Raw genomic sequence first — 26,986 nt, 5'->3', positions numbered from 1 at the left:
TTAAACTTCGGAATTAGAAGTAGCTTTGCAGCGGCTGAACTTCCAGCTGGCCCTTCTTCAGAGCTTCGATGGCCTGAGCAGCGGCCATGGCACCGGCCATGGTGGTGTAGTAGGGCAGCTTCTGCATCAGCGCGGCCCGACGCAGCGACTTGGAGTCCGAGATCGCCTTGTTGCCATCGGTCGTATTGATGACCAGCTGAACCTGACGGTTGCGGATGGCATCTTCAATATGCGGACGACCTTCCAGAACCTTGTTCACCTTGATGGCATTAATGCCGTTCTCAGCCAGGTAGCGCTGCGTGCCACCGGTTGCGAGCACCTTGAAGCCGATTTCGACCAGCAGCTTGATGGCGGGCAGAACGCGCGTCTTGTCCTCGTCACGGACGGACACGAAGACAGCGCCATCACGCGGCAATTCGACACCGGCGCCGAGCTGGCTCTTTGCGAAGGCAACCGCAAAGTTGCGGTCAAGGCCGATGACTTCGCCGGTCGAGCGCATTTCCGGGCCAAGCAGCGTATCGACGCCGGGGAAACGAGCGAACGGGAAGACGGCTTCCTTCACTGCAATATGCTTGAGGTTCCGCGGATCAGGCTTGCTGCCATAGGCGGAAATGGCCGCATCCAGCTTTTCGCCAGCCATGATGCGGGCTGCAATCTTGGCAATCGGCGCGCCGATGGTCTTGGCAACGAAGGGCACGGTGCGCGAGGCGCGCGGGTTTACTTCGAGAACGTAGATGGTGCCATCCTTGATGGCGTACTGAACGTTCATCAAGCCGCCGACATTCAGGGCCTTGGCCAGCGCCGTTGTCTGGCGCTCCAGCTCGTCCACGATTTCCTTCGAGAGTGAGCGGACTGGCAGCGAGCAGGCGCTATCACCGGAATGGATGCCGGCTTCTTCGATGTGTTCCATGATGCCGGAGACGAAGACGCTTTCGCCGTCGCACAGTGCATCGACATCCACCTCGATCGCGTTGGTCAGGTAGCTATCGAACAGAAGCGGGTTCTTGCCGAGCAGCGTGTTGATCTGGCCGGTCTTGTCGTTCGGGTAACGCTGCTTGATATCTTCCGGAACCAGTTCCGGCACGGTATCGAGCAGGTAGCTCTGCAGCATTCCCTCGTTGTGGATGATCTGCATGGCACGGCCACCCAGGACGTAGGATGGGCGCACGACCAGCGGGAAGCCGATTTCGGATGCAACCAGCCGAGCCTGTTCGACAGAGTAGGCGATGCCATTGTTCGGCTGCGCCAGATCGAGCTTCATCAGAAGCTTCTGGAAACGATCACGGTCTTCCGCAAGGTCGATAGCGTCAGGTGCCGTGCCAAGGATCGGAATTCCGTTCTTTTCCAGCGCTTCCGCCAGCTTCAGCGGGGTCTGGCCGCCGAACTGGACGATGACGCCGACGACCTCACCCTTCTCCTGCTCAGCGCGGAGAATTTCGATCACGTCTTCAGCCGTCAGCGGCTCGAAGTAGAGGCGGTCGGAAGTGTCGTAATCCGTTGAAACCGTTTCCGGGTTGCAGTTGATCATGATCGCTTCGAACCCAGCATCCTTCAGAGCGAAAGCGGCATGGCAGCAGCAATAATCGAACTCAATGCCCTGGCCGATACGGTTCGGGCCACCGCCGAGGATGACGACCTTTTTGCGGTCTGACACTTCCGCTTCGGAACGCGCAGCGCCAACGAAGGGCGTCTCATAGGTCGAGTACATATAGGCTGTTGGCGAGGCGAACTCGGCCGCGCAGGTATCGATGCGCTTGAAGACCGGGCGCACATTCAGGCTGTTGCGCAGCATGGCAACATCCTTCGGCTTGCCGTTGGTCAGCGAAGCCAGACGGGCATCGGAGAAGCCCATGGATTTCAGCATGCGCAGGTTTTCGGCATCGGTGGGCAGGCCGTGCTCGCGCACGCGGGCTTCCATATCCACAATCGCCTTGAACTGAGCGATGAACCACGGATCGATCTTGCAGGCTTCGTGAACTTCCGCTTCGCTGAGGCCAAGACGCAGTGCCTGGACCACCATGCGCAGACGGTCTGGCGTCGGCGTGCCGATGGCCGCGCGGATGGCATTCTTGTCGTCACCCTGGCCGAGGCCCGGGATTTCGATCTCGTCGAGACCCGTCAGGCCGGTTTCCAGGCCGCGAAGGGCTTTTTGCAGCGATTCGGCAAAGGTGCGGCCAATTGCCATGACTTCACCGACAGACTTCATGGCTGTGGTGAGTGTCGGTTCCGCGCCGGGGAACTTTTCGAAGGCGAAACGCGGGATCTTCGTGACGACGTAATCGATGGAAGGCTCAAAGGAGGCCGGGGTTGCGCCGCCGGTGATGTCGTTTTCCAGTTCATCCAGCGTGTAGCCGATGGCGAGCTTTGCCGCGACTTTTGCAATCGGGAAGCCGGTTGCCTTGGAGGCCAGCGCCGAGGAGCGCGAAACGCGCGGGTTCATTTCGATGACGACGAGGCGGCCATCCTTGGGATTGACCGCGAACTGCACGTTGGAGCCGCCGGTTTCCACACCGATCTCGCGCAGAACCGCCAGCGAGGCGTTGCGCATGATCTGGTATTCCTTGTCCGTCAGCGTCAGGGCAGGGGCAACGGTGATGGAATCGCCCGTATGAACGCCCATAGGATCGATGTTTTCGATGGAGCAGATGATGATGCAGTTATCCGCGCGGTCGCGGATCACTTCCATCTCATATTCCTTCCACCCCAGAACCGATTCTTCGATCAGCACTTCGGTGGTTGGCGAGGCATCGAGGCCGCCATTGACGATGTCGAAGAATTCCGAGCGGTTATAGGCAATGCCGCCGCCGGTGCCGCCCAGCGTGAAGGACGGGCGGATGATGGCCGGAAGGCCCACATGGTCGAGCGCCTGGGCGGCAATCGCCATGGCATGCGCCATGTAGCGCTGCTTGCGATCGGTCTCGCCCAGGTTCCATTTGTTTTCCAGCGCGTCGAGGGCCTTGTCCAACGCGTCGCCGGACAGCGTCTCGCGCAGCTTCGCACGCTCTGCTTCGTGTGCCTTGCGGTCCTGTTCCTTGATCTCGGTCGCATTGGCCAGCATGGAGCGTGGCGTTTCAAGTCCGATCTTCGCCATGGCTTCACGGAAGAGCGCACGGTCTTCCGCCTTGTCGATGGCTTCCGGTTTCGCGCCGATCATTTCCACGTTGTAGCGGTCAAGCACGCCCATGCGCTTCAAGGAAAGCGCCGTGTTCAAGGCCGTCTGGCCGCCCATGGTGGGCAACAACGCATCCGGGCGCTCCTTGGCGATGATCTTTGCCACAACTTCGGGCGTGATCGGCTCTACATAGGTTGCATCTGCCAGGCCCGGATCGGTCATGATCGTTGCCGGATTGGAATTCACCAGAATGACGCGGTAGCCTTCTTCCTTGAGCGCCTTGCAGGCCTGCGTGCCGGAATAGTCGAATTCGCAGGCCTGACCGATGACGATCGGTCCTGCTCCAATGATCAGAATGGACTTAATATCTTGGCGCTTCGGCATCGGCTCAATTCCATAAACAGCTTGCGCGAAAAACCGGCCACGGTGAGGCATCACCGGCCGGGCGCAATGGATGGGTCTTTTCAGGCTAGAAGCGGCTTATAGGGAATAGTTGCCGCGGAAGGAACCCCAAATCTTGTGAAATTTTGACTGCGGGGATGTGATCCCCAGATGCGTATGGCAACATCATGGACAGAGCTTGTCGCCGCCGTCTAAAGGAACCGTGAGGCAAGGTCCGGCGTTGCGGGCAATATCACTACAGGGAGGGGACGGCCATGAGATGGCGCGGTCGCGAACAGTCGGACAATATTGAAGATCGTCGCGGCAGCAGGGGCGGCTTCAGGTCGGGTCCCGGCTTTCGTATTCCTGTCGGCCGCCGGGGCGGGGGCGGCATCGGCATAGGCGGGCTCATCGTCATCGGGATCATCTGCTTCATGCTTGGCATCAATCCGCTGACCTTGCTATCCGGCGGCGATATTGGTTTCGAAGATGGGGCCGGAACCCGGCAACAGGGACAGGTTTCCGGGCGGGACGACGAGATGAGGGCCTTCGTCGCCACCGTGCTTCGCGAGACAGAGACAACCTGGACCCGGATATTTCAACAGAATGGCGGCCAATATCAGGAGCCAAGGCTCGTGCTGTTTTCCGGTCGTGTCGATTCGGCCTGTGGTTTGGCCTCGGCTGCGACAGGCCCCTTCTATTGTCCCGGTGACCGCAAGGTGTATCTCGACACGAATTTCTTCCAGCAGCTTTCCGGGCAGTTGGGAGCCTCCGGCGATTTTGCCGAAGCCTATGTGATCGCGCACGAGGTGGGCCATCATGTGCAGAACCTGATCGGGGTTCTGCCGCGCTTCAACCAGATGCGGCAGAGCATGAGCGAGGCGGATGCCAACCGCATGTCCGTTCGCGTGGAACTGCAGGCGGATTGTTTCGCCGGTGTCTGGGGCAAGTACACGGACCAGAAGGGCATTCTGGAACACGGCGATCTGGAGGAAGCGCTGAACGCCGCCCAGCAGATCGGTGACGATACCTTGCAAAAGCGCTCGCAAGGCTATGTCGTGCCGGACAGTTTCAACCACGGCACATCCGCACAACGTGTCAAATGGTTCCGCACCGGCTTCACCACCGGCAATATGCAGGCCTGCGACACTTTCTCGCCGAGCTATCAGCAGCTTTGAGGATTTCGACGGTTCGATACAAATTGCCGTACCTGAGCCTCGTTCGCGCGGCTCACCGGAAGCTCCGAACCGCCTTTCGTCAGCAGAAATAGTCTTCCGCGCTGTCTTTCAAGCCGTTCTATATGCAGTGCTGCCACCCAGTGGGAGCGGTGAATCTGAATGCCGTCCGTGCCGCCAATCTCTTTGAGAGCATCGGAAAGGCGCAGCAGAATGAGTTCGCGCCCGCGCGCGGTGATGACCTCGATATAGTGATCCTGTGCGGATATCCGCAGGAGCGCTCCGCGGTTTTGTGGATTGAGGCGTGAGAGCAGCGCAGGCGGCGGCGCTGTTTGATGCGTTTCTGGAGAAGGAGCGCTTGCTGTTGATGGCGGCACGGCCGGATCGGAGAAGGGGGATTGCGGTTCTGACTGATCCGCTTGCGTCAGATAGGTCAGGGTGCAGAGAAGCAGGCAAAGCGGCAGAGACATCGCAGCCTGCTGGCCCACTTCCGAAAGTGTGACGGGCCCTCCCATAAAGCCCGCTTCCAGCAGGGTCACACCAAAACCAATCGGAGCAGCAGCCGCGGCTGAGCCCAGGAGCATGCGTGTGAGCCGGGAAGCGACGATCTCGCCCAGCAGCCAATCCGCGCAGGCGGCGAAAACCACCGCCGTCGAAAATGCCATTGTATGAAGCGCCAGCCAGAAGGAGAGGCGTTGCAAAACCGGCATGGTAGCTCCGGTTCCCATGGCGCCGGTGATCGTAAACAGCAATGCTACGACGGCAATCAAAAGCCAGAAGCGATAGGAGCGGAAAAAGCCCTGCATTTCACGAAGCGTGTTCTGCAAATGAGCGCCACTCACGAAAACATCCTTCCGCTCACGTCTATCCCGTTGGCCCTTCAACCCTTGTGCCGCACAAGCTGGGAAAACTCAATTGGGGCCTTATTCATGACACTTGAACCGTTGATCCAGGCATCCGCCGCTGTCCAGTTTCACGTCCTTACGGTTGTGCCCGCGGCGGTGTTGGGTGCCTACCTTCTGCTCTCACCGAAAAAGGGCAAACCCGCGCACCGCTTGCTTGGGAAAATCTGGCTCACCCTGATGGTTCTGACATCCTTCTCATCCTTCTTCATTCACGCACTGGATCTCTGGAATGGCTTTAGTCCCATCCATCTGCTTTCCATTCTCACACTTGCAGGCTGCTTCGGTGCTTACCGTGCAGCAAGGCTTGGAAACATCCGGTTGCATCGATGGATCGTCGGCTACCTTTATATCGGCGGTATTGTCATAGCAGGCGGCTTTACGCTCATGCCCCATCGCATCATGAACCGGGTTCTGCTGTCGGAACCGGGGGACGCCATAGTGTTGGTGAGCCTTTTGTCAGGAATTGTGCTTGTCGCACTTGCATGCCTTACCCTCCGAAAGAGGAAGGCACGTGCCGGATACATCACCAAAGCTGATGGGATGTCGCAATAAAGCTTCTGATTGCGTTCGCACGCTTGCTCAAGCCCTGGGTATCCATTAGTGATTTGCAAGGCCGTCTGCCCCTTCTCAGAGCAGCGGCCTTTTGTATTTTCGGAGCATTGCCATGGCTACAGTTTCATCGTCGTCGTATTCCGCGCCGGACAGGGGAAACTCGTGGCCAGTTCACCTTAAGGCGACCATTGGCCTTGGCATTCCGCTGGTCGGAGCGCAGCTGGCACAGATGGCCATCAACACCACAGATGTGGTCATGGTCGGTTGGCTCGGCACGACGGAACTGGCAGCCGTCGTTCTTTCCAGCCAGATGTTTTTCATCGTCTATATTTTCGGCTCGGGCTTCTCCAATGCGGTAATGCCGATGGTGGCTCAGGCCGTCGGGCGAGGAGACCAGGTGCAGGGCCGGCGCTGTGTGCGCATGGGAATGTGGCTGGTGCTTGCTTACGGAGTTTGTACCGCACCCATTCTCTGGTTCTCGGAGAGCATTTTGCTGCGGCTGGGGCAGGAGCCGGAGGTTGCGGCGCTGGCGCAGTCCTATCTTCGTATCCTGCAATGGGGCATGTTTCCGGCACTGCTGCTGATGGTGCTTCGGGCCTTTGTCAGCGCGCTGCAACGCGGAAGCATTGTTCTCTATGTCACGCTTGGAATGTTCTGCCTGAATGCAGTGCTGGATTATTGCCTGATCTTCGGCAATTTCGGTTTTCCGCAATTGGGGCTGAATGGTGCGGCCATCGCGTCCACTTTCGCCAATCTCCTCGGGTTTTGCTGCATTACCCTCTACATTCAACGGCAACCGCAAACGAGAACCTACGAACTTTTCGTTCGCTTCTGGCGGCCTGACTGGGCAGCTTTTCGGGAGATCTTTGTCATTGGCTTGCCAATCGGCTTCACAATTCTGGCGGAAACCGGATTGTTTGCTGCGGCAGCACTGTTGATGGGGACGCTTGGTACGCGCGAACTGGCGGCGCATGGCATTGCCATGCAGCTGGCATCCATCGCCTTCATGATTCCGGTTGGTCTTTCGCAGGTGGCAACGGTGCGGGTGGGGATCGCCTATGGGCGAGATGACCATCTGGGTGTGCGGCGTGCGGCAATCACTGTGCTTCTGGTCGGCCTTTGCTTTTCCGCTATCGGTACCGCACTTTTCGCGCTGTTTCCGGCACAACTGGGCGGACTGTTTCTCGATACGCGCCGCCCGGACGCACTGGCCGTTATCCAGCTCGCGGTGCCGCTGATTATTGCGGGTGGTGCGTTTCAGCTGGTGGATGGTATCCAGGCCGTTGCTTCGGGTCTGTTGCGCGGGCTGAAGGACACAAAGATCCCGATGATCCTGGCGCTGATTGCCTATTGGCCTATCGGCTTTGTCTGCGCCTGGGTATTCGCGTTTCATTTCGACATGCGCGGTCCTGGGGTGTGGATCGGCTTTGTCACGGGTTTGACCGCTGCCGCGATCTTCCTCTGCCTGCGTTTCTACATTCTCACGAAACGCTGGCGTTAAAATGCAAACGGCCCGCCGAGGCGGGCCGTCGATAGATCGAAGTTTGAAATTAACGTTCAGCAAGCGCCGGTTCGCCCTTGCGCTCGCGCACCATGTTGATGAACCGGCGGAAGAGGTAGTGGCTATCCTGCGGGCCGGGTGATGCTTCCGGGTGATGCTGCACAGAGAAGACCGGCTTGCCGCTGAGACGCAGGCCGCAATTGCTGCCATCGAACAGGGATACATGCGTTTCTTCCACACCGGCTGGCAGCGACTTGGAGTCAATCGCGAAGCCGTGATTCATGGAAACGATTTCCACCTTGCCAGTGGTGTGATCCTTGACCGGGTGGTTTGCACCGTGGTGACCCTGGTGCATCTTCTCGGTGGTTGCACCGAGTGCCAGTCCCAGCATCTGGTGGCCGAGGCAGATGCCGAAAGTGGGGGTTTCGGTCTTGATGATCTGCTGGATCACCGGAACCGCGTATTTGCCTGTCGCTGCCGGATCGCCCGGGCCGTTGGAGAGGAATACGCCATCGGGCTGCAGAGCCATGATGTCTTCGGCGGAAGTATTGGCCGGGACGACCGTGACCTTGCAATCCAGACCGGCAAAGAGGCGCAGAATGTTGCGCTTTACACCGTAATCCACGCAAACAATGTGGTATTTGGCGTCTTCGGGCTTCAGATCTTCATAGCCTTCGTTCCATACCCAAGGCTTCTGGCCCCAATGGGAGGACTGGCCGGACGTTGCTTCCTTGGCAAGATCGAGGCCAAGCAGGCCGCTCCAGCCGCGTGCTTCAGCCTTCAGCGCCTCGATATCGAAAACGCCGTTCGGATCATGGGCAATCACGGCATTCGGTGCGCCATGCTCACGGATCCAGGCGGTCAGCGCGCGGGTATCGACGCCAGCAAGGCCGATGATGCCGCGAGAGGCGAGCCAGTCGTTGAGGTGCTTGGCGGCACGGTAATTGGACGGTTCGGTGATGTCGGCCTTGAAGATGGTGCCGACCGCGCCGCGTCGTGCCGCAGGCGTCAGGTCTTCGATATCTTCGTCATTGGTGCCGATATTGCCGATGTGGGGAAAGGTAAAGGTAACGATCTGGCCGAGATAGGAGGGATCGGTCAGGATTTCCTGGTAGCCGGTCAGTGCTGTGTTGAAGCAGACTTCCGCGGTCACCTTGCCTGTCGCGCCGATCCCGACGCCTTCGATAACCGTCCCATCGGCGAGAACGAGCAGAGCCGTGGGCTTACGGGTCGTCCAGGGTGCAGTTTGAGTCATATCAGTTTGTCTCCGCCCGTTGCCCGGTCGCGTTTCGCAACAGAGCCATGGGGCCATCTATGGTCGCAGAAAAGGGCGCGCGGAAGGTCGCGCCTCGCTTTAAAGTGCAATTGTCGTGCGAGTGCCGGAAAATAAAGGAAGGTATTGCCAAGGTCAATGACGACCTACCCATTCCGTGGTGATTTGAACAGGTGAGGCCAAACTATTTCTGCTGCGAATTGATTGCCTTTTGGCGCTGGTCTATCAGAGACCCATGAGGATGCGGGTTCAGCGATGCCTGTCGGTTCAGCTGGTCGATTGATCCGCCCAAGGAGAAAGACAATGATGCGCGATACATTAGCCACTGCCATGAAAGAGGCCATGAAGGCCAAGGATAGCCGCCGCCTCTCGACGATCCGCATGGTGCAGAGCGAAATCAAATCCCGCGATATTGCCAATCGCGGCGTCGGCAAGGATGAGGCAAGCGATGACGATATTCTGCAAATCCTGCAGAAGCTGATCAAGCAGCGCGAAGAATCCGCCAAGATGTACGATGAAGGTGGCCGAGCCGAGCTTGCTCAGCAGGAGCGTGAGGAAATCGAAGTCATTCGCTCCTTCATGCCGGCGCAAATGTCCGACGACGAAATTCTCGCCGCCGCAAAAGCCGTGATTGCAGAAATCAATGCCGAAGGCATGCGCGACATGGGCAAGGTCATTGCCGCCCTTCGCGAGCGTTATGCGGGCCAGATGGATTTTGGCAAGGCATCGGGCTTCGTGAAGGATCTGTTGAAGTAAGCTTCGCCCGAAGAAAAAGAAGGGGCTGGTGCCGAGGGTGCGGCGCCAGCCCCTTTGACGTGGAGGTCTTGAAATCTAGGGCAAGCGAGGCAGGGTCTTTGGGGGCTACCCTGCCTCTTTGTGCCTGGACATGCGCGATCGGCTTAGGGATGAGCCGTCGCTGGGAAGGCGAGGAGCGGGGGGCTGCTATCGCCTTCGATTGTCGCGTCTTCCCGATGGAGAGTGGGACGTCGAGAAGACAGGCTCAGAAGACCGCGACCGGGCCCAATAATCAAATTACAAAAACATAATTTTTCACGCGTCCGGCGTGCCTTAAATTCGTCACAAGCCGGGCCAGACATCATGGGTTTTGCGAAATCCCGGTTGGCCGTGCTTGTGGATTGCGGGGGTGGGGGTGGCGGCTGCGCTATCCTTGCTGGTGTTGCGCAGGCGCGCGCCCTATAGTGCGCATCAATAAAGAGGTTTCCGGCTCCCCATGCGATTTTCTCCCACCTTTCTCGACGAGATACGCGATCGCGTGCCGATTTCGGCTGTCGTGGCGCGGCGCGTCACGTGGGATCGCAAGAAAACGAATGTTTCGCGCGGCGATTATTGGGCCTGCTGCCCTTTTCATGGCGAAAAGAGCCCGAGCTTTCACTGCGAAGACCGGAAGGGCCGTTATCATTGCTTCGGCTGCGGGGTTTCTGGCGATCATTTCCGCTTCCTGCAAGAACTGGAGGGGATGAGTTTCCCAGAATCGGTCCAGACAATTGCGGATATGGCCGGTATTCCCATGCCGCAGCCGGATGTGCAGGCGGAAAAGCGCGAAAAGGAGCGTGCCACTCTCATTGATGTGATGGAGATGGCAACGCGGTTCTTTCAGGACCAATTGCAAAGTGCCTCGGGCGCAAAGGCACGCGCCTATCTGCGGGACCGGGGATTGACGGCGCGAACCATCGAGACTTTCCGTCTGGGTTACGCGCCAGAGAGCCGCAATGCGCTGAAGGAGCATCTTGCCTCCAAGGGCATTCCGAAAGAGCAGATCGAAGCCTGCGGCCTGGTCGTGCATGGTGAAGGTATTGCGGTGTCCTATGACCGGTTCCGCGACCGGATCATGTTTCCTATCCTCTCGTCACGCGAGAAGGTCATTGCTTTCGGCGGCCGGGCCATGTCGCCCGATGCGCCTGCCAAGTATCTCAACTCCAACGAGACCGAGCTGTTTCACAAGGGCAATGTTCTTTACAATTTCACCCGCGCGCGTCGTGCTGCGCAGGTGGGTGCGCGAGGCCAGGGTGAGCAGGGCACCATCATTGCCGTTGAAGGTTATATGGATGTGATTGCGCTGCATCAGGCGGGCGTTGAAAATGCCGTTGCGCCGCTTGGCACGGCGCTGACGGAAAATCAGCTTGAGCTGTTGTGGCGCATGACGCCGGTGCCGGTTCTGTGTTTCGATGGCGATGGTGCGGGCATTCGCGCCGCCCATCGTGCGGCGGATCTGGCGCTGCCGCACCTGAAGCCGGGCAAGTCCGTGAATTTTGCGCTTTTGCCCGATGGCAAGGATCCGGATGATCTCGTCCGCCAGGAGGGGCGCGAACCCTTTGACCGCGTGCTTGCCCAGGCAAAGCCTCTCTCCGATCTTCTCTGGATGCGGGAAGCGGGTTCGGGCAATTTCGACACGCCGGAAAAGAAGGCCGAGCTTGAGGCGCGCCTCAAGCAGATCACCAATGTGATTGCCGATGAAAGCGTGCGCCGTCTCTATCAGCAGGAAATGCGCGAGAGGTTGAACGCGCTGTTTCGCCCGCAATATGGCGGCGGCAATGGATTTGCTCCGCGGGGAGGCAAGCCGCAGGGACGGCGGCAGGATTCCGGTAGTGGCCGGTTTGGCCAGCCTGCGGGCCCCAATGCCTCGGCACGGGGCATGAATATATCCGATCGTCTGGCACGCTCCGGCCTCGTGCGCGGTAATCAGGAGCTGCCGACGCTGCGGGAGGTGGTGCTGGCCATCACCATCGTCAATCATCCGCAGCTGCTGCTCGATGAATATGATGAAATTGCCGCGATTGATTTCGAGAACAAGGATTTGCATCGGTTCTGGTCTGCCATGCTGCCGGTTGCGGCAACGGCTGGGCCGCATCTCTCTCGTGAATACTTGATGGAGAAACTGGAGGCGCAGGGCTTTGGGCCGCTTGTGACCATGCTGGACCAGCAGGTGCGCAATGCAAGACTTTGGATCGCGACGGATAAGGCGGCACCGGAGGACGCGCGAGAGGGGTATCGGCAGGCGCTATCGCTTCACAAGCGCACCAAGGCCCTTCGTTTCGAGAAGATGGAACTGGAACGCGAAATCGCGGCCGCGACGGAGGCCGGGGATGAGACGAGCATCGAGCCATTGCTGCGGGCACTCTCCGAAGTTCAGCTGGAAATTGTGCGAATGGAGAATCAGGAAGCAATTATTGATGGATTTGGTGTCATGTCGGGCCGTGTGAAGGGTGCAGCCGTCGGTCACGGAAAGTGAAACGCCTTGATTTCGGGGCATTTTGCCGAAAGCTGGGGCCTTGTCATATCGAAATTCATCACCACTTAAGCGTCAGCTGAGGTTATAGAGGAAACACAGCTACCCGACGCTTTTTCCACTTTTAACGCTGCGGAGCCCTGATAAAGGCTTGACGGGGAGGAAAATTGTGGGAATCACCGTCCTAGGCATTGATAGGCGGAACGATGCTCATCAACAATGGGATAATGTGCGCTCTAAACGCAACGGCATCCCAGCGTATGAAGCGGAAGTCCGCGTTGGTTAATCGGGAATTAATTGGCCACCCGGTACGTGTTCTGGTGCGATTCGCAGCGCGGCCCAGCTGGCGTTGCGGGCGGCGATAGGGCGAAGCGCCGCGAATGACGTCCAAGGAAAGACGAATACATGGCAACAAAAGTCAAAGAAAACGAAGAAGCTGAAAACGAACGCGACGGCGCGAGCGACGGTCCGCTTCTCGATCTTTCCGATGACGCGGTCAAAAAAATGATCAAGCTCGCGAAGAAGCGCGGCTATGTGACCATGGATGAGCTGAACGCGGTTCTGCCGTCTGAGGAAGTGACCTCTGAGCAGATCGAAGACACCATGGCCATGCTCTCGGATATGGGCATCAATGTTGTCGAGGAAGACGAAGCTGAAGAGCAGTCCTCCGACGAAGACGGCGATGATGACAACGAAAGCGAAAGCGGCGAGCTGACCACGACGACCGGTACGGCAGTCGCGACCGCCAAGAAAAAAGAGCCGACAGACCGTACGGACGATCCCGTGCGCATGTATCTGCGCGAAATGGGCTCGGTTGAGCTTCTGTCGCGCGAGGGCGAGATCGCGATCGCCAAGCGCATCGAGGCTGGCCGCGAGACGATGATCGCGGGTCTCTGTGAGAGCCCGCTGACCTTCCAGGCGCTCATCATCTGGCGCGACGAACTGAACGAAGGCACGACCCTGCTTCGCGAGATCATTGATCTCGAAACGACCTATTCCGGTCCGGAAGCCAAGGCTGCGCCTCAGTTCCAGAGCCCGGAAAAGATTGAGGCTGATCGCAAGGCGGCGGAAGAGAAGGAAAAATCCCGCAAGTCGCGTTCGGCAGCCAATGACGACGACATCACCAATGTTGGCGGCGATCTGCCTCCCATGGAGGAGGAAGAGGAAGACGACGATGAGTCGAGCCTTTCTCTTGCTGCCATGGAAGCGGAACTGCGCCCGCAGGTCATGGAAACGCTGGATCTGATTGCCGATACCTACAAGAAGCTGCGCAAGCTTCAGGATCAGCAGGTGGAAGCACGCCTTTCCTGCACGGGTACGCTGTCTTCCGGCCAGGAGCGTCGCTACAAGGAATTGAAGGATCAGTTGATCACGGCGGTCAAGTCGCTGTCGCTGAACCAGAACCGCATCGACAGCCTTGTCGAGCAGCTTTACGACATCAATAAGCGCCTCGTTCAGAACGAAGGCCGTCTGTTGCGTTTGGCAGAATCCTATGGCGTGAAGCGCGAAAGCTTCCTTGAGCAGTATCAGGGTGCCGAGCTTGATCCGCACTGGATGAAATCCATCTCCAACCTCGCAGCGCGTGGCTGGAAGGAATTCGCCAAGTCGGAAAACAACACGATCCGGGAGATCCGTCAGGAAATCCAGAACCTGGCAACGGAAACGGGGATTTCGATTTCCGAATTCCGCCGTATCGTCCACATGGTGCAGAAGGGTGAGCGCGAAGCGCGCATCGCCAAGAAGGAGATGGTCGAGGCAAACCTGCGCCTCGTGATCTCGATTGCCAAGAAATATACGAACCGCGGCCTTCAGTTCCTGGATCTCATTCAGGAAGGCAATATCGGCCTGATGAAGGCCGTTGATAAGTTCGAATATCGCCGCGGCTACAAGTTCTCGACCTATGCGACGTGGTGGATCAGGCAGGCAATTACCCGCTCCATCGCCGACCAGGCGCGCACGATCCGTATTCCGGTGCACATGATCGAAACGATCAACAAGATCGTTCGTACATCGCGCCAGATGCTGCATGAAATCGGTCGCGAGCCGACACCGGAAGAACTGGCTGAAAAGCTGGCCATGCCGCTGGAAAAGGTGCGCAAGGTTCTGAAAATTGCCAAGGAGCCGATCTCCCTCGAAACCCCGGTGGGCGACGAAGAAGATTCACACCTGGGCGATTTCATTGAAGACAAGAATGCGCTGCTGCCAATCGATGCAGCCATTCAGGCCAATCTTCGCGAAACGACCACCCGCGTTCTGGCGTCGCTCACGCCGCGCGAGGAACGCGTTTTGCGTATGCGCTTCGGCATCGGCATGAACACGGATCACACTTTGGAAGAAGTCGGTCAGCAGTTCTCGGTTACCCGTGAGCGTATTCGTCAGATCGAGGCAAAGGCGCTTCGCAAGCTCAAGCATCCAAGCCGCAGCCGCAAGCTGCGCAGCTTCCTGGATAGCTGAGGCTGTGGTAGGGCTGTGATTTGTGAAAGGCCGGAGCAGGAATGCTCCGGCCTTTTTCATGTAAGAGTGTTGCACCAGCAGGCGGATGCGTGCTGCATGTCAGTCGCAGGGCCATGAACAATGTCGAAAGGCAATGAGCCAGCACATGCCCCAGACTGCTGGCCACTTCGTCAAGAAGCGTTCGTCGAAGCCGGGGTTCTTCAGCGTTGCCACCCCGGCTGGCTTTATTAAGCTGTAAACGGGCGTCTCCATGGAAATTGAACGTTTTCCTCTCGATTGCGTCACAGGTTCCACCTACATGTTGAACTATGCAGGATGAGTTGGACGAACAGAGGCCGGATGCCGAGCCAAAGCCCAGGATGCGTGTGGCGACCGGTGCTGCTGCTTCGGTTGTCATCCACGCCGTGCTTCTGGCCGCGATTCTGATCGGCCTTCCTCTTTCGGATCCGCCGCAGCCGCCAAAGGAAGAAACGGTTTCCGTCGATATCGTCCCGCCACCGGAAAAGCCGCCTGAGCCGAAGCCGGAAGAGCCACCACCGCCACCACCGCCACCACCAGCCGAGCAAAAGCCAGAGCCCGAGAAGGCGGAAGCTCCGCAGATGGAGACGCCCGTGTTGCGCCCCGCCTTTCAGTTTGGCGAAAAGGAAAGTGGCCAGACGAAGACGCCCGATGGGGATGGTGCGGAGACCGGCGAGCCAAAGCAAGACGTGGTTGAGCAGCCGCCTTTGGAGGCACAGCAGCAAGCGCAAGCCGATACGCCGCCGCATACAGAGACAGAGGATAAGGCTCGGGAAGAGATAAAGCCGCCGGAGCCAGAGATGGCCTTACCGGACAGGACGGAGGAGGGCACCGCCGCTCAGGTCGCGATGGAGGCTATTCCCGTTCCGCAGCCTTCACCGCCGAAGCCAGACGAGGTGCAGGAGGCGCAGAGCAAGGAGGAGGGTGCTCCCAAGCCCGCACTGCGAGAGGCAAGGAAGATCTATTCGACCGCCGCATCTGGAGACATGGTGGCGATGATGGCAATGGCTGGTGTTCCGCGGGAGCAGCGTGCATCGCAACTCTGTGCCACCGAGTTGCGCGAACAATTGAAGCACAACAGTCCGCGCTATGTGGCGGAGTATCTGCCGAATATCCGTCTCAGGCAGGGGAATGTCATGGAGGTGGGGCTAGCTGCCTTTCGCGCTTCCGGCGCCTGGTACGATATCAGCTTCCGATGTGAAGTGGATGCGAAGGCAACCAAGGTTACCAGGTTCAGCTATACCGTGGGCAAGCAGGTGCCGAGGAGCGAATGGGCGGAACGACGGTTTCCGCTGCACTAGAGCAGTTCCAGGAAGAGTTGGGAGCAGTTTTTCCTCCGGAAATGCGTCAGAACAACACGTTAGAGCGGCATCTTATTTCCATAAATCATAGAACCGCTCTCGAAAGGATCTCATATGCCGCAGCAAATGCTGACCATGACAACGCGGGGGCAGGGGCTCTACGAGTTCACCGATAAAGCGGACGCCTTCGTAGAGCAGTCAGGCATCGAAACCGGCTTGCTGACCGTTTTTGTGCGGCACACCTCCTGCTCGCTCATAATCCAGGAAAATGCTGACCCGGATGTGCAGACAGACCTGAAGAACTTCTTTTCAAGGCTGGTGCCGCCAAGCAATGACCCGTCCATGCGCTGGATGATCCACACTACCGAGGGGCCGGATGATATGCCCGCGCATGTGAAGTCGGCCTTGACGCAGGTATCCCTCGGCATTCCCGTGGTGGGCGGACGGCTTGCGCTTGGCACCTGGCAGGGCCTCTATCTTTTCGAGCATCGTGAGAGAGGGCATCAACGCCAGATCGTGCTTCATCTGTCGAGCTGACATATGTGAATATGAATCTATTCTGAATAATATATTTTGTGGTCGTTCAGCAAAACTCCCCTAAATCGTGTCATCGCCATATCGGCAAAGCTACGAATTTGAGGGACTACCCATGACGACGTTTCTTGCAAAAGCTGGTCTTGCTCTGGCCGTCGCTGCAACAGCAGCCATTGCGCCGCTTGCCAGCGCATCAGCCTTTGATGATGTACGTGTTCAAGTTCAATACCGTGAAGATCATCGCTGGGGCGGTCCCAACCGTGGCCGCGATCGCGATCGTTGTGCGCCTTGGCTGGCTGAAGAAAAAGCGTCACGAATGGGCCTTCGTCGCGCACGCGTGATTGACGTCAACCGTCGTGTGGTCGTCGTTGGCGGTTTCGACCGTGGTGGACGCGACCGCATCGTGTTCGCCAATGTGCGCGGCTGCCCGGTTGTGCGTCGCTAAAATTTCGATCCGCCGCCTCCTTCGCCCGAGGTCGGATGAGGGCCGCCGCCAAACCGGAGAAATCCGGATCAGGCGGCGGCTTTTTTTAAGCTGCCGGGAAGTTTCTGCAAGCCGGAGTCAGGGCTTGATGTCGAAGCGCATGTTGACGACAACGGTATAGTTGTTCTCGCCACCGGCCAAAGGCACGCTATCGGCTTCCTTGGCCATTGCCATCCGCATCATCGGCACGGGCTGGGGCCGAAGATTGTTTTCCTCGATCGTCAGCACCGGTCCGAGCGCCACGCCGGCTGCTTCCGCCAGCGTTTTCGCCTTTTCCATTGCATCCGCCACGGCCTTGCGGCGGGCATCCTGCAATGCGGCCTTCGGATCATGGTTCGTGAAGGTAATCTGTCCGCCCTGGTTTACCCCGAGCTTTACCGACTTGTCGATCAACCCGCCAAGTTTGGTTAGATCACGCACACGCACGGTGATTGAGTTCGTAACCTGATAGCCATCTATTTGCGGCTGCGGATTGCCGTCCTTCTGGCTTGTCTGCGGGTCGCTATAGCGCGGAAAGATCGAAAACTCTCCGGTTTGTACATCGCGTTCGGCAACGCCATCTGCCTTGAGTGCATCGAGAACGCCGCGCATGGCCTCGTTGTTCTGGGTCAGCGCCTCTGCTGCGGTATCTGCGACACGCGTAACAGAGAGGCTAACCACCGCCATATCGGGAGCGACTGTTGCGATACCTTCACCACTGACATCGATTGAACGCAGCTGTGCATGTGGTGGGGGCGGAGGAGCTTGCGCATAGCTCGCGGCAGGGCTGAGAAGACTGGTGGACAGAAGGAGGACGCAGAGTGAGACCTTGGGTGACCGGATAACAGATGTGAGCATTCAGCTTCCTCCGCCGATTGGCATTTGCATGTGACTGGGCCTTCGGCCCGCGGACATTGCAGTCCACCAGAGATAGCTGCCTGTAGATTGTGAAGCCAATGCGGCGGTGCTTGAAGCGAGCAACAATTTACGTTACAGCCCTTCGCGAAGACAGGTGAACCATTGCACCTGCTTCGCCTCCTTCGGAGGTCGGGCCTGTAGCTCAATGGTTAGAGCCGGCGGCTCATAACCGCTTGGTTGGGGGTTCGAGTCCCTCCGGGCCCACCACCTCACTCTTCTGACGTTGTTTTTTCCTTGATTTGCCTCACCGGAATCTCGGACCGGAGAAAGTGGGACATTTTTGTGGGCCACGTAGGTTTTGCGACGCTCGAAACCGGCATCGATGATGCGCTTGGATTGAGCGGCTTTGGTGTAGTGCTGCGCCATCTTGGAATCAGACCAGCCAAAGATCGCCATCAACTGATGTTCGGTAGCACCTGCCTCGGCGAGGATCGTTGCGGACGCTTTTCTGAGGCCGTGCGACGGGCATTCGGGCAAATCGGCGTCGTTGCACCACTGGCGCATCTTGTTGCCGAAGCCATTGCCAGTGAACGCCTTGCCGTATTCGGTGGTAAGGAAAGTCGGCTGATCATGGGTGATCGCGTCCAGCACCTCGCGAAGCTCGTCGGTGACCGGTAAGCTCAGGGACTGCGTGTACTTGCCAGCCCCCTTCTCTGGCGAGAACTCGATGCGATTGCCGGTCAGGTTTCGCCAACCGAGCTTAACAAGATCGGAGCGCCTGACGCCCAAATTCAGCATCAACTCCATTGCAAGCCGAGCCATGGAGCCGACTGGATAGGCAGCGCGGAAGCAAGCCAATTCCGCTTCGCTCCAAGTGTGGAAACCCGAAGACTTATGGATTTTGGTCACGCCGTTCGCGGGATTGAAGGTCGCCAGCTCGGCGCTGATGGCCCAATTGAAGAGCGCCTTGAGATACTTCACCAACTTGTCAGCAGCGCCGGGCGTGCCGCTGCGCTTCATCTGGCTGGCTTCGATGTCGGATTTGCGAATCTTCTTGAACGGCAGTTCGCCCACATTGCTGCAATAGCGATTGAGAACGCTCTTCTTGTCTTTCTGCGTGGCCGGAGACTGGCTTTGAAACGCCTTAGACCGATAATAGGTCTCGACAAGCCAGCGAACCGAGCCGGGTTCCAGCCTTGAAATCGGGACCGCTTTTTCACCACGATCGCCAGACAGCACGCGGTGATATTCCTCGGTAAACGCCTGGGTGATGCTGCCGGCCTCGTCCAGATAGGCGGACGTCATCCGGTACTTCGGCATACCTGGAAGGCGGAGATAAAAACGCTCGTTGCCGTGCCGATCGACATCCCGCGAGCAATATTTGAAGGGGACGCGCTGATTACCCGACCGCATGATCAAACGGGTTTTCGCCATCGTCTTCGTCTCCGCTCAAGCCCTGTTCTTTGATGTCGTACCAAGACGCCCGGATTTCCTCGGCATCCCAACGGCGCAACGCGCCGATCTTCACACCTTTAGGCATCAGGCCACGGCGAACCCAGTCGTCAAAGGTGCCCGTCGAGACGTCGAGAAGTTCCGCCGCACGGACGCGGCTAACCGCAACCTTGTAAATGGGCCGTGGGGCCAGCGCTTCAGCTTGCTGCTTCATGTGCCGCTCCTCACGCTCTGGAGGCGTTGTCAGCAAGTGCCAAAGCCTTCTGCTTGGGCTCGACCATATTCGCCGCAAGATACTCATCCACGGCGTTTTCCGGCAGAAATAGGCTACCGCCGATCCGGACATGACGGATCTCCTGCTTGGCGATCAGGTTCCGGATGCGAGCAACCGGCCATCCGGAACGATCTGCGAGTTGTTTGGGTGATAAAAGCTGAGAATGCATAACTGCCCAACTCCATAGAGATAATTCGACACAAGACAGAACGAATCATATAATCGCACTAGCCGCAACATTTTTATCGCATTCGAGATATTTTGATGCAAGACGGATTTATGGAAGCAATGGGGCAAAGGCTTGGGAAAATTCGAAAGGATTCCGGGCTGAAGCAAGTGCCCTTTGCCGAAGCGCTTGAGGTCTCGCAAAGCGCGTACAACACTTACGAGCGCGGAAATCGCGAGATGCCCGCGAAGCTTCTCCGCCTTTTGCATTTAAAATTCAATGTGAATCCCGCCTGGATGCTTACGGGAGAAGGAAGCCCCTACAATCGGGACAAGGTCGACTTGTATCACCAGGTGACAGGGGCGGTTAACGCTTTCATCGCAAGGGAAAACTGTCAGGTGGAACCGGACAAGCGCTTGAAGCTCATCCGGTTCCTGATCGACTACGCCGAACAGCACGGCGAATTCACAGAGGAAATCGCAGAAAAATATTTGAGGTCAGCGATATGAGTAAATCGAGCTTCGAAGAGCAGATAATGCAGGGCGCCTACGCCCTTGGTCGTCAATGCGATCAACTTGCATCCGAAAAGCGAAAGTTTGCGAGGCAGTTACGCTACGCCCAGCATGCTGCTCGGCTCGGAAGCCTTTCAAAGCAATATGATTTTGGTATGGTCTTCTTCGCCACGGTAGGAGCGGTCTCTCTTATCTCTTTTGATGCCAAAAGCGATCCCAACGCGTGGGTGGTCACAGTTTTTGGTTTTTCAATGATGTTGTTAGCAGGCGGAATTGCCCTTCAGAGTCGAAAGATGGTCAGCCGGATCAGAAGTTTCAATGACCGTTTCGGTAGCTGGCAGTCCTGAGGGTAACTATTCAACCCACTTCGATGGGTTGATTAGTTTCGGAAAATGCATTATTTGGACCATTGAAAGGGTCAATTAATGCATTTAACGCTCCAAACCCATTTTGACGGTAAGTGGCATCACGCCGCGACATTGGAACTCAAGGACGACGCGGCCGGCTTCCAGGGCGCGTCGATCGTCGATTACGATCTCGACTATTTCGTAACAGTGGCGTCGGCGGAATTCGCGTCCGGAAAAACGGTCCGCGACCATCGCGCCTTATCCGTCCGTTATCCCGTCGATCTCGAAAACCGATACAGCCGCAGCTGGCCGCCATTCCTGTTGGATCTCATGCCGCAGGGACATGCGAGGCGAAAGCTTGCCGAGCACCTCGGCCTTACTGAAGGCTCGCGCGCTTCTGATCTTCCGCTGCTTCTCCGATCGGCGACTGGTGGCATAGGCAATATCCGCATCAAAGAAGCGGCGGACGCCGAAGCGGAACGCCTGCGCGGTGTTGAGCGCCAAGGGGTGACAGAAGCGGAAATCCTTGAGCGGTCGGATCGCTTCATGGAAGTCGCCGACCGCTTTGGAATGCTCGCCTGCGGCTCCAGCGGTCTGCAGGGCGAATGGCCGAAGGTCTCTATGACACAGGCGAATGATGGGCTCTATTATCCCGACAGCTTCGTGACCGATGACGAGGCCATGCGCCACGTCATCGTCAAGCTGGTACGCAGCAACGAGCCTGTGGATCGCCTCATCCTCGAAGGCGAAGCCCTCTATTCGCGGATCGCTCAAGAGATCGGCCTGAATGTCAGCGAACCATCAAGCTATGCCGAAGGCGTCCTGATTATTCCCCGCTTCGACCGGAAGAAGAGAGAAGGCGGCGGAACCGTCCGGCTGGGGCAGGAAAGCCTCGTGTCAGCGATCGGCGTTGCCGATTTCGGCCATGTCGGCACACATGAGGCCTATATCGACATTCTGCGCCAATATTCGGCCGATCCCTTCGCGGACGTTGTGGAATACCTGAAGCGCGACATTGCCAACCTGGCACTTGGCAATCCCGACAATCACGGCCGGAATTCGGCACTCAGCAAGCATCAGGACGGCACGATCCGTCTATCTCCCCTCTTTGATTTCGCGCCCATGCGGCTCGCCAAAGAGGGAATTGTTCGTTCCACCCGATGGGCGATGATGCGTGACGGAGGTCGCGACCATCTTCCCGATTGGAAGCACATTTGCGGCGAACTGATGCCCGATCCTGCTGAGCACAGTGCGCTCGAAGCTACGCTTACTACGTTTGCCCAACGCCTGCGCCAGGTTCCGGCCATGGCGAAAGAAATGGGAGCGTCTGCGGATATTCTGGATCGTGCAATGGGGCGCTGTATCACGATAGCGGACAGCGTTCTGGCCGCGTGTCAATGATGGCAAAGGACCGCTAAATGGCTCGATGGAAGAAGCCGACGAAAGAGGAGATACTTGAAAACCGCAGAACGCTGGCAGAGCGTGCTCGAACTGGGCACCTGAGGCTGCCCGGTGCGGTAGCGGAGATCCGTAAAGGGTTCGGCATGACGCAGGAGGAGTTTGCAAAGACGCTTGGGCTGACTCGACGACAAGTCGCAGAGATGGAGGCCGGCACAGCAAACCCCACGCTCGAAACATTGGAAAAAATAGGGCGATTATTCGGGTTTGGCGTTGGGTTCATTCCAAAGCAATCGAGCCCAACTTGATAATCATGCAATCAACAGTCGACAATTCCTCAAGATCCAGAGGAGAGCTAAGATTCATTTAGCTAGAACTTAAGGTGTTCAGGCCAACACTGTTTGAGACGCGGTATATATCGACCTTAGTTTCCAGGCACTTGCGCAAGCTCAAGTCATGATATCCTATCTCGAACCACCCGCCTGGTTTCTGATAGAAGTCGAGGCCACGGCCAATCTTGATGATCCAGCCGTTGTCCAGCCTGATTTCCCGATCGTGTAGGTTGGGATTGAGGATTATCTCGAGGGTAACATCGAGTTCTAAAAGGCTTTGCTTGAGCTCCTCGAGCTTTTCTGAGATGTCAGCGAGCTGGGTCTTGTCATCGTAGCCCGTAACGAGCGTGATCTTTTTGGCCGCGCTGTGTCGAAGAACTGTCTCGCAAAACCTGACGAAATTTTGGATTTGGTGCGGCATCCGAATGTAGGGGTCCTCAATGATCACAGATCTCGCGCCGCGCAAATATGGGCCAATGATTGTCTCGTAGCTGTGGCCGGTGTCGCCGTACAGGATGCTAAAGTGCTGCTCCTTCAATTCTGGCTCAGTCTTTTCAGAGATGGGTGAAGCTGCACCGTCCATTTTGTGCAACGGATGAAGGGCTGTCGGCGAAGCCGTCGTCAGGTCATCAACTACAGAGCCTTCCGCGCTCTGTCTCAAGCGGCGTCGTGCCGGCTGCTGCGTCGCTTCGGCATTCTTCGACTCAGGGCAATAGACGACCACCTCTGTGCCCGTCGCATCAAAAAAGGAGAGACCAATCTTGGCAAACTCGTCATCGGGCTTGCGTTTGTTCATCTGCTCCTTCACGCGACGTCGGCATTCGACGGCGTAGGCAACGTACTCGTCAAACTCTTCATCCGTAGGAGGCCCGTTTGGATGGAGAATCTTTAAGAATGCGCAGATGGTTTTTTTGATGCCCTTCTCGTCACGGCCTTCAACTGCCTTCCCCAGGCGGACGCGGCGGCTGACCTCCTCATACCGATTTGTATGTTTGAACTGATAATGGAAGGCCTCCGCCAAATAGTCGGTAATGAAGCCATATCGGTTCGTGAGGAATGAGCTGCTGTTCTTGGGCATTTCCCAGCCGGGAATATATGCCGCAAACCGATCCATCACCGCCAGATCCAGCTCAGGCGGCAAGGGCTGGAATAGGTCATATTCCGTTGAATTTACAACCTGCTGCACCGAAAGATCGATGTTTCCAACGAAGCTCAAGCTCGCATCCGCGATGATTTCCGCGCCCCGCGAGAACCTGCCATTCGCCATGAAGTCTTTCATGATCTGGATGGTATCCGGATCACGCACTTTGATGCCGCCAACCTCGTCGAAAGCCACCGTGTCCCAATAACCAACCAGACCAACTTTGCGTCGGGCATTGTTGTAAAAGAGTGTTGCCTTGGTGGCCTGCCCCCCTGAAATAAGGGTGGCGTATGGCGAGAACTCGCTGAAGAAGTAGGATTTTCCCGTGCCTCGCGGACCGAGTTCAATATAGTTGAAGTTCGGCTCCACCAGCGCAGCAAGCCGGGCGATGAAATGCATCTTCACACGCTGGTCGAGTTTTGACGGTTCCAAACCGACCGAGCGCATAATTGCGTCGATCCACTCGTCGCGGCTGAATTCATTCCGCCCTTCGGCATAGCGCGCAAAATCGAACCGCGACAATTGTATGGGCCGCAGATCTTCGATGTAGAAGGCGTACTTGTCTTCCTCGATATCGTTATGGGCGAGTGTGACCTCCGCCCAAATTCCACCTTCGAGCAGGCGGTCATTGTCGCGATAGAACTTCTCGCCGATCGCAATGCGTTGGGAATTGAAGTTCTCTAGAGACGCCCAGTGCCGTTTTTCCTTCTCGACATAGCGCACGTGCACCTTGTCGATGAAGCGGTGGGTTCCCTTTGTCGCGACCTTGGATTGAGCTGCATTCGCCTCATCAGGACGCACATAATTGTCCTGTAGCGTTGCAAGCACCGCCTCCATGCCCGCATCAATTTCCGCCTGGCTGTCGCTGGCGCAGAAACGAGCGAGCAAGAATTCAAGAACAAACGTCGGTACATTCGTTCCTTTTTTGATCCGATGCAGGAGGTCTTTTCGGACCACTTTTCCATCAAATGCCGAGAGGAGCTTCGTATCGAGTTGGTCGTGATCGCTCATACGGTGTAGTCCGTCTCAAGGGTGAGAGTGAAGAAGCTGGCCAAGGTTGTCGGATTCAAGGCTTTGACCATGAATTTACCCTCAAACTCGGGGCTCATACCTATGGTGATCTGCTTACGATCACCCGGATAAAGACTGATCGTGCGCGTGGCGGGATTAACATCGGCACTCGGCTTCGGCTCGCCCACAACATCCCCCTTGGCGTCCTGCGCCTCTAACAGGATTTCCACGCTGACATCGCGCGAGAACATGTCATCTGAGTGCAAGGCAACCTCGATCACTGGCACACGAGTCGTGATCCGCTTGGCACCGTTGCGATACCGCAGCTCAACGGAAGAATGCGAAACGGCAGCCTTCGCGCCAGAATCGAGGCGGGCGACTAGAACGGGAACGACGGCCTCGGCCAACGATGCGCCGCCATGGAAGTAGAGATGACCACTGCTGTAAGGAGCCATGCTTTTCGGCAGCGCTACTTGCGGAACATCGGAGCGGACGCCAATTCGCTCAGCCGAGACGACGAGATTGTTTCCATCCTCGTTGCCGGTCCCAAGAAGCATGCGGTCATGAGCATTCACGACCCAATTGCCTGCGGGCTTGGCGCACACGTCGCCATGATCCGCCTGGGCGTTTAGGAAGAACCCGTGGTCCGTAACAATCACGGCGTCGTTGAATTTCTCGTTCTTCAATTTGTGGAGCGCGTTGCGGATGAATTTCAGCGTTGACGGGATGAGGCCGAGCGTTGTTTCCGGATCGTTCTCAAGCTGGCTGTCGATTTCCGTCGATCGCAGCACCAACAGATCCACGGTGGGCGGGATCTTCGATTTTCCGCGAACGAAATCGGCAAGAGTCATTTCGCTGAAGCGATCGCCGAATTTTCGTCGGAGCACATCCATTCGCGCGTTCACATTCGCGAGCGCTATGCCGCCAAGTTTCGGCACAAGCGTCCCGGTTTCCGTGGTCAAGGTTAGCTGTGCTCTGGCATCTGGTAGGAGGCTGGCCATTCCAACGGGGGTGATTGTCGGCAATTGCGCAAAGGCAGCAGAAAGCTCGACCGGTCCGTCTTCAGCCAGCATCTTTTCCAGGGCGACGCCGAGCTCATAACGGAGCGCGTCAACCAGGATGTAGGCCACTCGGCGCCCCGACTCTTTCAGGCGCGAGGCAACGAACCGATCGAACGTTTCCGCATTTGCCAAACGCTCAGCAGGCGGCCAGCCAGACGTGGCGAGATGCTTCATGAAAATGGTCTGCACCTTCTCAGCCAGCCGCCGATAGCTCTGGCGAGATTGATGAATGACCGCATGCATCATGTCTTGAGGGTCAACAAATTCTCCGACGGCCTGCTCAAACTCTCGCTGGAGGCGATCGACTTCACGCAGCGTCGTCACATAGAAATCGATGAGGTCCGATTGCGTGCGGGCACGATCAAGAAGCTGACGCTCGTAGTCCTCGCAGGCTTCGAGGAGATTGAGACTCGAACGCACCAACTCCCATTGCGCCTGGCTTTCGGCTTTGCCCAGCCAAACCGAGTGTTTATGGCGTGCCAGAACCGTGCGCGCGGCGTCCAGATCGCCTGTGGTGATGCCTTTGATAGCGACGCTCAAATAGGTGCGTTCTTCGAATGGGAAGGTGTCGCGCTCGCCAAGATCCTCGATCGACGCACATTGCTTCGGTAGATCGAGTTCGGCCTCAATGGTCTCTGCACGTTCGATATAGGTCGATTTCCAGCGTGGATCGTTGCGCAGTCGCTCACACACGTCATCGATGACGGGACGCGCCTCGACCGGCGCATGGGGAACATCTTTGATGGCGCCTGGCAAAGCACCCGGCAGATCGAATGCAAATTCGCTAAACAGAACAAAGCGCCAGAGTTCGTCGGCCAAAGCACTCCAGGTCTTGCCGCGCGTTTTGACGCTCATCGACAGCGTCGCCCGCAGGAACTCCCGCGCCTCGTCGGACCAGCCCTCCTGCCGGTTCAGCTCAGCAGACTGCTTGTCGCTGGGCACCAGAAGCGCGGTCAGGATCTCTCGTCCGGATTCCACGCCCAACGCGGCGCGGAGATGCGGCCAACTGGCGCCACCGCCGATGGCGTCGATAACGGAGAATGCGGGGCCTGCGGGTGCGGCTGCAAAGGCCTTGCGGATCTCGGTGGTGTGGTCCGGGCGAGCGCGCAGACATAGGCTTAGATATTCATCGCCGTCATCCTGCGGGAAAATGGCCCCGCAGGTCGAGTAGATGGAAAACGGGTCCATTTGCATGGCCTCGTCCGTATCCGGTTTGCGCGCTGGTACATAGATCAGCAGACCGTCGACGGCTGGTTCCGGTTTGCCAAGTTCAAGCAGCGCCGAAAGGGCTGCTTCGCGCGCCTCAATGCCGCCCTCTGATACGTCGACGACGACGATGCGGTCACTTGCCAGGCTCAGGCATAGATCGCGGTATCGATGGTCGGGATCGTAAACGACCATGCACCCCGTTTTTACCAGGCGTTTCAGAAGGATTTGCTCCTTGATGAAATGTGCAATGCTCATCGGTTCAAATCTCTTCCAAACATCCGTCGTTCATATCGTTCAAGCGACCAAAGA

22 protein-coding genes, 1 tRNA gene and 1 pseudogene are annotated in these 26,986 nt (G+C 57.5%); 15 read left to right on the top strand and 9 right to left on the bottom strand.

The annotated features are described in order from the left end of the window. Positions 1-13: 13 nt before the first annotated feature. A complete protein-coding gene (gene carB / locus ACFSE1_RS16425; protein WP_377403625.1) occupies positions 14-3,496 on the bottom strand; it encodes a carbamoyl-phosphate synthase large subunit in 3,483 nt (1,160 codons plus the stop codon). Between the two features lie 272 nt (positions 3,497-3,768). Between carB and ypfJ the strand changes: the two genes are divergently transcribed. Beyond that, a complete protein-coding gene (gene ypfJ / locus ACFSE1_RS16420) occupies positions 3,769-4,671 on the top strand; it encodes a KPN_02809 family neutral zinc metallopeptidase (RefSeq protein ID WP_377403622.1) in 903 nt (300 codons plus the stop codon). Here ypfJ and ACFSE1_RS16415 read toward each other — a convergent pair. Further along, complete coding sequence (locus tag ACFSE1_RS16415) at positions 4,659-5,510, bottom strand: LytTR family DNA-binding domain-containing protein (RefSeq protein WP_377403619.1); 852 nt, start codon at positions 5,508-5,510, stop codon at positions 4,659-4,661. The two genes, ypfJ and ACFSE1_RS16415, sit on opposite strands and share 13 nt — an antisense overlap. Before the next feature lie 87 nt (positions 5,511-5,597). Between ACFSE1_RS16415 and ACFSE1_RS16410 the strand changes: the two genes are divergently transcribed. Continuing rightward, positions 5,598-6,125, top strand: coding sequence for a DUF2306 domain-containing protein (locus ACFSE1_RS16410; RefSeq protein ID WP_377403616.1), 528 nt, complete (start codon positions 5,598-5,600; stop codon positions 6,123-6,125). Positions 6,126-6,237: 112 nt separating this feature from the next. After that, a complete protein-coding gene (locus ACFSE1_RS16405) occupies positions 6,238-7,626 on the top strand; it encodes an MATE family efflux transporter (protein ID WP_377403613.1) in 1,389 nt (462 codons plus the stop codon). 49 nt (positions 7,627-7,675) lie between these two features. On the opposite strand, the gene carA is transcribed toward ACFSE1_RS16405, so the two are convergent. Next, entirely contained in the window at positions 7,676-8,881 is a 1,206-nt protein-coding gene (carA, locus tag ACFSE1_RS16400) for a glutamine-hydrolyzing carbamoyl-phosphate synthase small subunit (protein ID WP_377403610.1), read from the bottom strand. A gap of 321 nt (positions 8,882-9,202) precedes the next feature. Between carA and ACFSE1_RS16395 the strand changes: the two genes are divergently transcribed. The 6 genes from ACFSE1_RS16395 to ACFSE1_RS16365 all read left to right on the top strand — a co-directional run bounded on the left by ACFSE1_RS16395 (position 9,203) and on the right by ACFSE1_RS16365 (position 16,898). After that, positions 9,203-9,655 carry a GatB/YqeY domain-containing protein gene (locus ACFSE1_RS16395; protein WP_377403607.1) on the top strand — a complete coding sequence of 151 codons (453 nt, stop codon included), beginning with the start codon at positions 9,203-9,205 and terminating at the stop codon, positions 9,653-9,655. Between the two features lie 475 nt (positions 9,656-10,130). Continuing rightward, positions 10,131-12,149: a DNA primase gene (gene dnaG / locus ACFSE1_RS16390; protein WP_377403604.1), complete on the top strand. Its 2,019-nt coding sequence runs from the start codon at positions 10,131-10,133 to the stop codon at positions 12,147-12,149. A 402-nt stretch (positions 12,150-12,551) separates the two neighbouring features. Beyond that, complete coding sequence (gene rpoD / locus ACFSE1_RS16385; RefSeq protein WP_377403601.1) at positions 12,552-14,600, top strand: RNA polymerase sigma factor RpoD; 2,049 nt, start codon at positions 12,552-12,554, stop codon at positions 14,598-14,600. Positions 14,601-14,920: 320 nt separating this feature from the next. Continuing rightward, positions 14,921-15,919: a DUF930 domain-containing protein gene (locus ACFSE1_RS16375; protein ID WP_377403595.1), complete on the top strand. Its 999-nt coding sequence runs from the start codon at positions 14,921-14,923 to the stop codon at positions 15,917-15,919. A 114-nt stretch (positions 15,920-16,033) separates the two neighbouring features. After that, complete coding sequence (locus tag ACFSE1_RS16370) at positions 16,034-16,456, top strand: secondary thiamine-phosphate synthase enzyme YjbQ (protein ID WP_377403592.1); 423 nt, start codon at positions 16,034-16,036, stop codon at positions 16,454-16,456. A gap of 112 nt (positions 16,457-16,568) precedes the next feature. Further along, positions 16,569-16,898, top strand: a complete 330-nt coding sequence (locus tag ACFSE1_RS16365) for a hypothetical protein (protein ID WP_377403589.1) — start codon at positions 16,569-16,571, stop codon at positions 16,896-16,898. 117 nt (positions 16,899-17,015) lie between these two features. Here ACFSE1_RS16365 and ACFSE1_RS16360 read toward each other — a convergent pair whose 3' ends face one another. Continuing rightward, positions 17,016-17,774 carry an SIMPL domain-containing protein gene (locus ACFSE1_RS16360; RefSeq protein WP_377403586.1) on the bottom strand — a complete coding sequence of 253 codons (759 nt, stop codon included), beginning with the start codon at positions 17,772-17,774 and terminating at the stop codon, positions 17,016-17,018. A gap of 191 nt (positions 17,775-17,965) precedes the next feature. On the opposite strand from ACFSE1_RS16360, the gene ACFSE1_RS16355 reads away from it, so the two are divergent. Continuing rightward, positions 17,966-18,041, top strand: a tRNA-Ile gene (locus ACFSE1_RS16355). 189 nt (positions 18,042-18,230) lie between these two features. On the opposite strand, the pseudogene ACFSE1_RS16350 reads toward ACFSE1_RS16355, so the two are convergent. Continuing rightward, a pseudogene (locus ACFSE1_RS16350) lies at positions 18,231-18,572 on the bottom strand (tyrosine-type recombinase/integrase); the annotation flags it as partial. A gap of 103 nt (positions 18,573-18,675) precedes the next feature. Between ACFSE1_RS16350 and ACFSE1_RS16345 the strand changes: the two are divergent. Further along, positions 18,676-18,861 carry a hypothetical protein gene (locus ACFSE1_RS16345; RefSeq protein ID WP_377403583.1) on the top strand — a complete coding sequence of 62 codons (186 nt, stop codon included), beginning with the start codon at positions 18,676-18,678 and terminating at the stop codon, positions 18,859-18,861. Between the two features lie 312 nt (positions 18,862-19,173). Here the strand turns inward: ACFSE1_RS16345 and ACFSE1_RS16340 are convergent, their stop codons facing one another. After that, positions 19,174-19,440: a helix-turn-helix transcriptional regulator gene (locus ACFSE1_RS16340; RefSeq protein ID WP_044458832.1), complete on the bottom strand. Its 267-nt coding sequence runs from the start codon at positions 19,438-19,440 to the stop codon at positions 19,174-19,176. 10 nt (positions 19,441-19,450) lie between these two features. Continuing rightward, the gene (locus ACFSE1_RS16335; protein ID WP_237853731.1) at positions 19,451-19,669 is read right to left on the bottom strand and encodes a helix-turn-helix domain-containing protein; all 219 of its coding nucleotides are present in this window, start codon (positions 19,667-19,669) and stop codon (positions 19,451-19,453) included. A gap of 95 nt (positions 19,670-19,764) precedes the next feature. On the opposite strand from ACFSE1_RS16335, the gene ACFSE1_RS16330 reads away from it, so the two are divergent. From ACFSE1_RS16330 to ACFSE1_RS16315, 4 genes are all read left to right on the top strand, one after another. Next, the gene (locus ACFSE1_RS16330) at positions 19,765-20,175 is read left to right on the top strand and encodes a helix-turn-helix domain-containing protein (RefSeq protein ID WP_036585387.1); all 411 of its coding nucleotides are present in this window, start codon (positions 19,765-19,767) and stop codon (positions 20,173-20,175) included. After that, positions 20,172-20,525 (top strand): hypothetical protein, encoded by a 354-nt coding sequence (locus tag ACFSE1_RS16325; RefSeq protein ID WP_377403578.1) that lies wholly within the window; start codon positions 20,172-20,174, stop codon positions 20,523-20,525. The genes ACFSE1_RS16330 and ACFSE1_RS16325 overlap by 4 nt, the downstream gene beginning before the upstream one ends. A gap of 78 nt (positions 20,526-20,603) precedes the next feature. Continuing rightward, positions 20,604-21,926 carry a type II toxin-antitoxin system HipA family toxin gene (locus tag ACFSE1_RS16320; RefSeq protein WP_377403575.1) on the top strand — a complete coding sequence of 441 codons (1,323 nt, stop codon included), beginning with the start codon at positions 20,604-20,606 and terminating at the stop codon, positions 21,924-21,926. A 17-nt stretch (positions 21,927-21,943) separates the two neighbouring features. Further along, the gene (locus tag ACFSE1_RS16315; RefSeq protein ID WP_377403572.1) at positions 21,944-22,231 is read left to right on the top strand and encodes a helix-turn-helix transcriptional regulator; all 288 of its coding nucleotides are present in this window, start codon (positions 21,944-21,946) and stop codon (positions 22,229-22,231) included. Between the two features lie 58 nt (positions 22,232-22,289). Here ACFSE1_RS16315 and brxL read toward each other — a convergent pair whose 3' ends face one another. Further along, complete coding sequence (gene brxL, locus ACFSE1_RS16310; RefSeq protein WP_377403569.1) at positions 22,290-24,407, bottom strand: BREX system Lon protease-like protein BrxL; 2,118 nt, start codon at positions 24,405-24,407, stop codon at positions 22,290-22,292. Beyond that, positions 24,404-26,932 (bottom strand): PglZ domain-containing protein, encoded by a 2,529-nt coding sequence (locus tag ACFSE1_RS16305; protein ID WP_377403566.1) that lies wholly within the window; start codon positions 26,930-26,932, stop codon positions 24,404-24,406. Before ACFSE1_RS16305 ends, brxL begins: the two co-directional genes overlap by 4 nt. Positions 26,933-26,986: the final 54 nt, after the last annotated feature.

Source organism: Affinirhizobium helianthi (assembly GCF_042680945.1).
In the GTDB taxonomy this organism is placed as follows: domain Bacteria; phylum Pseudomonadota; class Alphaproteobacteria; order Rhizobiales; family Rhizobiaceae; genus Neorhizobium; species Neorhizobium helianthi.
Note: the sequence above shows the minus strand (reverse complement) of the source record. Positions and strands in the feature narration are given on the sequence as shown.